This window comes from Desulfitobacterium sp. THU1 (assembly GCF_038181555.1).
Classification (GTDB): Bacteria; Bacillota; Desulfitobacteriia; order Desulfitobacteriales; family Desulfitobacteriaceae; genus Desulfitobacterium.
Genome location: NZ_JBBWUA010000035.1, coordinates 1 through 7,944 on the forward strand (window position 1 = coordinate 1; position 7,944 = coordinate 7,944).

Annotated in this window: 8 protein-coding genes, 2 tRNA genes and 1 riboswitch; of the genes, 9 read left to right on the top strand and 1 reads right to left on the bottom strand. The window is 40.9% G+C overall.

Annotated elements, in window-relative coordinates:
* Positions 1–54: 54 nt before the first annotated feature.
* Positions 55–128: transfer RNA gene (locus AAC978_RS16010), tRNA-Gly, on the top strand.
* A 41-nt stretch (positions 129–169) separates the two neighbouring features.
* Here the strand turns inward: AAC978_RS16010 and AAC978_RS16015 are convergent.
* Entirely contained in the window at positions 170–559 is a 390-nt protein-coding gene (locus tag AAC978_RS16015; RefSeq protein ID WP_341549086.1) for a CoA-binding protein, read from the bottom strand.
* A gap of 182 nt (positions 560–741) precedes the next feature.
* A riboswitch (cobalamin riboswitch) is annotated at positions 742–927 on the top strand.
* A gap of 138 nt (positions 928–1,065) precedes the next feature.
* Between AAC978_RS16015 and AAC978_RS16020 the strand changes: the two genes are divergently transcribed.
* From AAC978_RS16020 to AAC978_RS16055, 8 genes are all read left to right on the top strand, one after another.
* The gene (locus tag AAC978_RS16020) at positions 1,066–1,806 is read left to right on the top strand and encodes an energy-coupling factor ABC transporter permease (RefSeq protein WP_341549079.1); all 741 of its coding nucleotides are present in this window, start codon (positions 1,066–1,068) and stop codon (positions 1,804–1,806) included.
* 2 nt (positions 1,807–1,808) lie between these two features.
* The gene (locus AAC978_RS16025) at positions 1,809–2,117 is read left to right on the top strand and encodes an energy-coupling factor ABC transporter substrate-binding protein (RefSeq protein ID WP_341549080.1); all 309 of its coding nucleotides are present in this window, start codon (positions 1,809–1,811) and stop codon (positions 2,115–2,117) included.
* Positions 2,118–2,169: 52 nt separating this feature from the next.
* Positions 2,170–2,940 carry a cobalt ECF transporter T component CbiQ gene (gene cbiQ, locus AAC978_RS16030; RefSeq protein ID WP_341549081.1) on the top strand — a complete coding sequence of 257 codons (771 nt, stop codon included), beginning with the start codon at positions 2,170–2,172 and terminating at the stop codon, positions 2,938–2,940.
* Between the two features lie 35 nt (positions 2,941–2,975).
* The gene (locus AAC978_RS16035) at positions 2,976–3,830 is read left to right on the top strand and encodes an ATP-binding cassette domain-containing protein (RefSeq protein ID WP_341549087.1); all 855 of its coding nucleotides are present in this window, start codon (positions 2,976–2,978) and stop codon (positions 3,828–3,830) included.
* Positions 3,831–3,866: 36 nt separating this feature from the next.
* Positions 3,867–3,941: transfer RNA gene (locus AAC978_RS16040), tRNA-Gly, on the top strand.
* A 600-nt stretch (positions 3,942–4,541) separates the two neighbouring features.
* Entirely contained in the window at positions 4,542–4,679 is a 138-nt protein-coding gene (locus AAC978_RS16045; RefSeq protein WP_445900321.1) for a Spo0E family sporulation regulatory protein-aspartic acid phosphatase, read from the top strand.
* A gap of 57 nt (positions 4,680–4,736) precedes the next feature.
* Complete coding sequence (locus tag AAC978_RS16050) at positions 4,737–4,859, top strand: hypothetical protein (RefSeq protein WP_341549084.1); 123 nt, start codon at positions 4,737–4,739, stop codon at positions 4,857–4,859.
* A 704-nt stretch (positions 4,860–5,563) separates the two neighbouring features.
* Entirely contained in the window at positions 5,564–7,612 is a 2,049-nt protein-coding gene (locus AAC978_RS16055; protein ID WP_341549085.1) for a TaqI-like C-terminal specificity domain-containing protein, read from the top strand.
* Positions 7,613–7,944: the final 332 nt, after the last annotated feature.

Consider the following 7,944-nt stretch of genomic DNA (forward strand, 5'->3'; position numbering starts at 1 on the left):
GTGGTTCATACCCGCTCATTCGAGAGTTCAAATCTCTCCCCTGCTACCACACCTGCGGGTGTAGCTCAATGGTAGAGCGCTAGCCTTCCAAGCTAGTTACGTGAGTTCGATTCTCATCACCCGCTCCATAGGAAATGTTAACCGCACTGTCATATCAGTGCGGTTTTTATTATCTTGGTTGAGCTTGAACCAAAACACATTCGTTTGCTACGAGCTTTAGGCCTTTTTCCCGTCCCTTACGAAGGGCCTCTTGACATTCAGCGCCTGGCTGCATCCACACTCTTTTGATGCCAAGTTGAGCACACTCCTCAATTATTTGCTCAGTTACTGAGGGTGGAACGATGATGCTGACGACGTCGGGAAGGATAGGTAGTGCGCTTAATGAGGGGTAGCAAGGATCTCCATCTATTTCGCTAAGCTTTGGATTAACAGGGTAGACCGTGTAGCCACATCGTTTTAGTTTTTTGTATACCTTATGGCCAAATTTGGCTGGATTCGTTGAAACTCCGACTACCGCCCAAATCTCTTGATTTAGACATTCCTGAATATTACTTTGCATTGTCATGCACCTCAACCTTCTTATTTTACTATGAGATCATATTGCTATTATATGGGTACCTATTCTTATTATAGCAACTGCATAGTCATCTTGCGATGGATCGCATAAAATGCTAATAATATTATTGATAAGATTTTTCATGGTTATGTACATTTCATATAGAAACTTGCTATAATGTTCTTATAATTGAAACGAGGAAGAGTTTGATTTTTCGCAAGAAAAATCTTAAGGGAAGTCAGCCGATCTGACGCGGTGCCCGCCACTGTAAGAGGGAGTTAGCCCACACTGATGTCACTGGAGTTTATCTGGGAAGACGTGGGTTAATGAGGAACTTAAGCCAGGAAACCTGCTCGCCTCCATAGTTCAAACAACCTACGGGATGTTAGGGAGGTAGATATCATGTTCGAGATATTCGTATCAAGCTCAGGATAATGGACCCTTTCCGTTGGCAAAGGGTTTTTTTGTGTTATTTTACTTTGCAATTAAGAATGCGGGGAGTGAAAATTATGTCCAAACGCCTACAGCTCTTTATTGGCTTATTTTTGATGATGCTTTTTCTTCCATACAAAGCATCTGCCATGCATATCATGGAAGGTTTCTTGCAACCTGGCTGGGCAATTGCCTGGGGCGCATTAACCATTCCTTTTGTAGTATTAGGTATATTTTCAATTAAGAAAACCATGTCGCTAAATCCTCGTTTAAAAATACTCTTAGCCATGGCAGGAGCGTTCGCTTTTGTCCTATCGGCTTTGAAGTTACCTTCGGTCACGGGGAGTAGCTCTCATCCAACTGGGGTAGGTTTTGGTGCGATTCTTTTTGGCCCTACAGCGATGACTGTCATCGGGGTAATTGTGCTTTTGTTTCAAGCGCTGCTTTTGGCCCACGGAGGTCTGACGACTTTAGGGGCCAATGCATTTTCAATGGCGGTAGTCGGTCCCTTTGTAGCCTATGGCGTTTTTAAACTTGTGCAAAAGCTCAAGGGTCCTCAATGGCTGCGCGTGTTTCTTGCCGCGTCCTTAGCTGATTTAGCTACTTATATGATGACATCAGTGCAACTTGCTTTAGCATTTCCGGCAGAGGTCGGAGGTTTTGCGGTTTCTCTAACGAAGTTCATGGGGATATTTGCCGTGACACAGATTCCTTTAGCTATCAGCGAGGGAATATTAACTGTTATTATCTTCAATGCCTTGGCTAGTTATGGAAAAGAAGAAATGAAAGAACTTAATCTTTTCGCTAAGGAGGCATAGATATGGCTAATTCTGGTGTTGAAAAACCAAAGAAATTTAATGCAAAAGTGAATATATTGTTACTAGTACTTGTTGTCCTAATTACTGTTGCTCCTTTGCTTCTCCTCAAGAATGCTGAATTTAATGGAGCAGATGGATTGGCTGAGGAAGAAATCATGAAGATACAAGCCGACTACGAGCCATGGTTTTCACCGCTCTTTGAACCGGCTAGCGGGGAGATAGAAAGCTTGCTTTTTGCGCTTCAAGCTGCTCTTGGCGCAGGTTTGCTTGGTTTTGGATTGGGATATCTTAAAGGACGCAGTAAAAAATAGAACAAGAATTCGGTGATTGTAGAAAGATGGTGCGAAAGGAGCTCTGTGAAAAATGCTTAATACAGATACATATGCATATGCTTCTCAGCTCAAGGCCATCGATCCGATGCAGAAATTTATCATCGCCATCCTGACGATGGGGGTGAGTCTTTGGGCGGATAATCGTCTTATCTCCATAACCATAATTATGATTATGAGTGGCATTACTATTATCCGCGGAGGTACACCCCTAACTTTTTTTCTGAAGCTAATGTCGATACCTATGGTTTTTTTAATAATAGGTGCCTTAACCATTGCGATTGGGTTCTCGGCTAAGCAACAGAGTTTTATTATTGCCATACCTTTAGCAGATTTTTGGTTAGGTATTACGCAAACCGGACTGCAGCAAAGCATAGATCTATTTTTAAGAGCATTAGGCTCTGTATCATGCTTATATTTTCTAGCTCTGAGCACTCCTATGGTGGATTTGTTTTCCGTACTACGAAAGCTTCGACTTCCTAAGCTGATGATAGAGATGATGGGGCTGATCTATCGTTTCATTTTTGTACTTTTGGAGACGGCAGGGACCATTTTTACCGCCCAAAGCTCTCGACTGGGCTATGTCAACCTAGTTTCTGGATATCGTTCGATGGGGAGCTTAGTTTCGACCTTGTTTATACGCGCTTACAAACGCTCCAATGAGCTATATACATCCTTGGAGGCTCGGGGATATGATGGAGAAATTCGAGTTCTGGAGGAACCACATGTTGGCAATAAGTCACTACTCGCCATAGCTGTAGGGATGAACGGGATATTAATCTTTCTAGCTATGGCCCTAAGGTAAGTAGAGATATGTTAGATGAGGATGAAGCTGAAGAAATGAATGAAACTATCTTGGAATTAAAAGATCTCCATTATTACTATCCTGATGGGACGCATGCTCTCAAAGAAATTAACCTAAAGATCCGGAAAGGGGAAGTAACTGCATTGTTGGGCAGCAATGGTGCAGGTAAGTCCACTTTGTTTCATCATCTCAATGGAATTGTAAAGCCTTCCTCGGGTGTTGTCTTCTTTAATGAGCAACCGGTGAATTATTCTCGAAAGGGACTCCTTGATCTGAGGCAGTCGGTGGGGATGGTTTTCCAAGATCCGGATAGCCAGCTTTTCTCGGCTAGTGTTTATCAGGATGTTTCCTTTGGAGCACTCAATCTTCAGTTACCAGAGGAAGAAGTGCGAAGCAGGGTGGAGCGCGCTCTGGAGAGAACAGGAATTGCTCACTTGCGCAATAAGCCTACCCATGCACTAAGCTTTGGGCAGAAAAAACGTGTAGCAATCGCTGGAGTGTTAGCTATGGAACCCCAGATCTTGGTATTGGATGAACCAACGGCTGGGTTAGATCCTAAGGGAATATCGGAAATTCTCAAGCTCTTAAAAGAAACTCAGCAAGAAATGGATTTAACCATACTTATTGCTACCCATGACATCGATATTGTTCCGCTCTTTTGTGATTATGTGTTTGTTATGGATGAAGGTGAAATATGCTTAGAAGGAACCTGTGAAGAAGTATTTGCTCAAAAAGAAGCCTTGCGCAGGGTCAACCTTAGGCTACCAAGAGTCGGGCATCTCATGGAGATATTAGCGAATAAAGATGACTTTGAGCTAGACCGTATTCCCATGACGATCTCCGGAGCCCGCCGGGAGTTAAAAAAGTGGCGAGGGCGTAATAATACTTGACTGTTCGGTATTTTTTGCTATAATATTTATTGTCACGCGGAAGTGGCTCAGCGGTAGAGCATTGGCTTCCCAAGCCGAGGATCGCGGGTTCGAATCCCGTCTTCCGCTCCATAAAGAATGTAAGCGCTACAAGGGTTGTAGCGCTTTTTTTATGCTCATTTTTAAGGTTTGGACAGATTTTGGACAGATTTATATTTCTGGAAATAAAAAGAGTTGGCTAGTAACCAACTCTTTTTTGCATGCAGTAAGAACGTCCTACTCTTTTTGCGAATCTTTCTGTTTTGCTTTTCTGGCCCGTTCCTTAGCTTTCCTATAAGTATTATCATGTTTCTCGCAACAGCAATTTTTATCTATAACAATCTTATCACACTTTGAGTATTTGCAGACATGGACATCCGATCCTAATATCATGGACAAGCGGTAACCTCTTGTCACCTTCGTCCATATCTTATATTGATTCATGAGATTTCCTTTATATCCGGAGCCTAAGCTTCGGCTTTCTTTTTATGTGATTAAACAAAGAGCTGAACCGTCAAGATAGGCATCTGTGGAATTTATAATACTATTAAATAATGGTATGACCCGATTGCATCAAGTGACAAGATCTGACAAAACTTCCTATAGATTCGATGGACAACCCTACGGTACAATAGAATTCGTGAGTTTCCAATGAAAGGAAGTTAAGTTACAGTGTCTTACCAAGTCGCATGCTTGCAAATATCTATTGAAGAACTGCGTAGAGAGCTAATCCAATTAGGGAAGCGGAAACCTCTGACTGATCCGGAAGTTGTAGAACTAAGCCAGAAGCTAGATGTATTATTGAATCAGTATTATCGAGTAGCAATATGATTGAGGGCTCTACCTGGAGGGTAGGGCTTTTTTGTTTTGTGAGGAGGTTTAAAATGTTTGAGAGGTGATACAATGAAAGTCATAATGGCACCAGTGGAGACGGTCACAAGCTTCGATTTGCATGGCAATCCTGCCTTAGCCTGCTCGCTTTGTTTACGATGGCAAAGTCATGGACGTTGAGCAGATTGTCGAGACACACGAGGAAAAGCTAGCCGGCAACAGGATGAAGATCTACAGCAGCCAGAGCGAGATTGATGGCAAGATGGCGCGGTATGAGATAAAGTTTGAGCTGCAGACGTGCAAGTAGTTTTTGTATAAGATGTAGAAAGCCCCGTGGGAGTGAACTGCCCCCTGTCAAGTAAACAGTGAGCAGTTCAATTTGTTGTACCCGGGGCTCATTTTTATTCCTCTGGTTTATATTTTTCCTTAGGTATTGCAATGAGCAAAAGCTTGATCTCATATAGGCGCCGCTCGTAGCCTTCTGTAGCCTCCTTGACACCATTCCGGACGGCTATCCTGATTATCGTGTATAGGATAAAGTAGGTAATCATGAAGACGAGATTTTAGCTAGTTTTGTTTTTGTACTAATGCCTTCCTAATTCTTTTCTAAGTGAAAGCGGTGTGATAAAATGATTTAAGAACTTGCACATAGTTTGAATTTAGCGTTAGCGTGGACAGATTCTTGGACAGATTTTTAATAAAAAGCGTTTTATTGCGACCAATTAGAACCAAATGGAGTTTAAACAAATCCGTCTGTAGCAAGGGATACACGTTTCTATACAAATCTAAAAAACGTTCCCTGCCAATTCGAATCCCGTCTTCCGCTCCATAAGTAGTCGAGACGTCGCAAGGGTTTGCGGCGTTTTTTGTTTTTGGGGGTTATCATGGATAGAAGCGATTTTATCAGCAAAGAAGAATATATGAATATCAATGATGTATGTGCTTATCTATCTATATCTAAGGCTACAGCTAAAAATTGGGTTAGGAGCAATAAGCTTAAACCTATTGTGAAACTCGGGCAGAAGAGTATTTTTCTTCGTGGTGAAGTTGAAGCGCTTTTAATGCAGATAAAGAGTGGAGCTTTACCCAATCTAAAAACCCGTCGTAATAAAACCTTTGTTTCTGGAGCAGTGATACCAAAAAACTATATTCAAAGCAAAGTGAATATCGATATTGTTGAGAAGATTATAGCCCAGACAAATTCTATCGATTTACCGGAAGATTACGCGCGCGTGATATTGGCAGAATATGCGTTGAAATTATTGAACAGTCGTAGCATGAATTCGAGTGAATCAGGGAAAGGAGGAGCGCTTTTTGCCAAAAATCTTGCGAATCCCGAGAATTGTATATTGGCAGATTATCTAAAAAACAGAGATATTGCCGGCTGTTATTATCCTTTGATTAGTGATCTTCTTGAGGGTGTCAAGGATCTTGAAATGAAAATCAGCCTCTTGTCTCCGACACTATGCTTTCCTTTAACATATATTGATGATCAAGATGTATTAGGCCTCCTGTATATGTCCTTGCAGAATATAGGAGAACGCAAGTCTCAGGGTGTATATTATACTCCCTCAACTATCGTAAGGGATACCATCGATCAGCTCATACCCCATCTTAATAAAAATTGTAAACTTCTTGATCCCTGCTGTGGGACAGGGAATTTTTTAGTCTATGCATATAAGTATATAAAAAACTTGGCTGAAATGTACGGTTATGATATTGATCCATTAAGTGTATCTTTGACCCGTATCAACATGGCATTAGCGACCAAGACGGTTAGTATTGAGCTGCTCTATAGTAATTTCATTTGCCAGAATGCTTTACTTTGCGAATCGCATTCTGAGTTTGATGTCATTCTCGGTAATCCTCCTTGGGGTTTCAACTACAATGCAGAGGAACAAAAAAAATTAAAGGAAGACTATTGTTCTGCCCAAACAAAGACCGTCGAATCATTTTGTGTTTTCGCAGAATTTGCTTTGAAAAATGTAATTGAAGGAGGCAGAGTTGCATTTGTTTTGCCGCAGTCTCTTCTCAACGTGAAAATTCATCAGCCTTTGCGTGATTATCTATGGAGTAGAGCCATAATTAAACGCATTCGTTATTGGGATGATGCCTTTGACGGGGTACAATGTCCGGCAATAACCTTAACTCTGGAAAAGGGGCAAGAAGAGTCGTGGTTTAAGGGGATGGAAGTTGTCACAAACTATAGTGCGTTTAAAATTGATAATGAAAGAGTTCTTGATCAAACCAATTGGAATTTTAAACCGACTGATGAAGAATACACCTTGTTGCAAAAAATAGAATCCGCAGATAAAGCTGTCCATCTAAAAGGCAAAGCTGATTTTGCCTTAGGGATTGTAACAGGAGATAATAAGAAGTTTCTTTCTAATATTAATGATGAGTTTTCTGAACCAATTTATAGAGGGAATGACGTATTTAAATATAAATGTCGACCTGCTGAAAATTTCTTAAGGTTCGAGCCTAGTGCATATCAACAAATAGCACCTATTAATCTCTATAGAGCAAAGGAAAAGTTGATCTATCGTTTCATCGGGGGGAAATTGGTTTTTGCTTACGATTCTACTCAAGCGCTCACCTTAAATAGCGCGAATATCGTTATTCCTAAAATTGAGGATGTATCTATTAAATATATCCTTGCCATTTTAAACTCTAGAGTTGTTCAATACTATTTCAATAAACGCTTTGATTCTGTGAAAATCTTACGTTCCCAAATCGAAAAATTACCTATACCTCTCTTGGCTACGGAGCAACAATTTAATATTGTTCGAAAAGTGGATGGCATTTTGGGGTGCCATGATCCTGATAGAGTCCAATCCCTCTACGATGCTATCGATGTAGAAGTGAAAGCGTTATATGGCTTAGAGGATTCAGAATATGATAATATTAAGAGGGAACTCGGAAGGCGAGTATGATTTCCATTTGTAATGAATTGTCGCTTGAGAATCAATCACGTGCAAAAAGTGTATAAGAATATTGAAAGAAGGAACAATATTATAGTATTTTTGGCATTGACAACTGAGTTGTCATTATGATAATATAATCAAGCGCTCGGTTGTGAGAACGAGATTTTTCAAGTCCCATCACCGAGAATACGCAACAAAGCAATGGTCTTTGAAAACTAAACAACAAGGAACAGCCAATGACTCGTCAAATGAGTAAAGACAATTTGAGCAATCAAATTTTCTTCATAAATTTTATGGAGAGTTTGATCCTGGCTCAGGACGAACGCTGGCGGCGTGCCTAA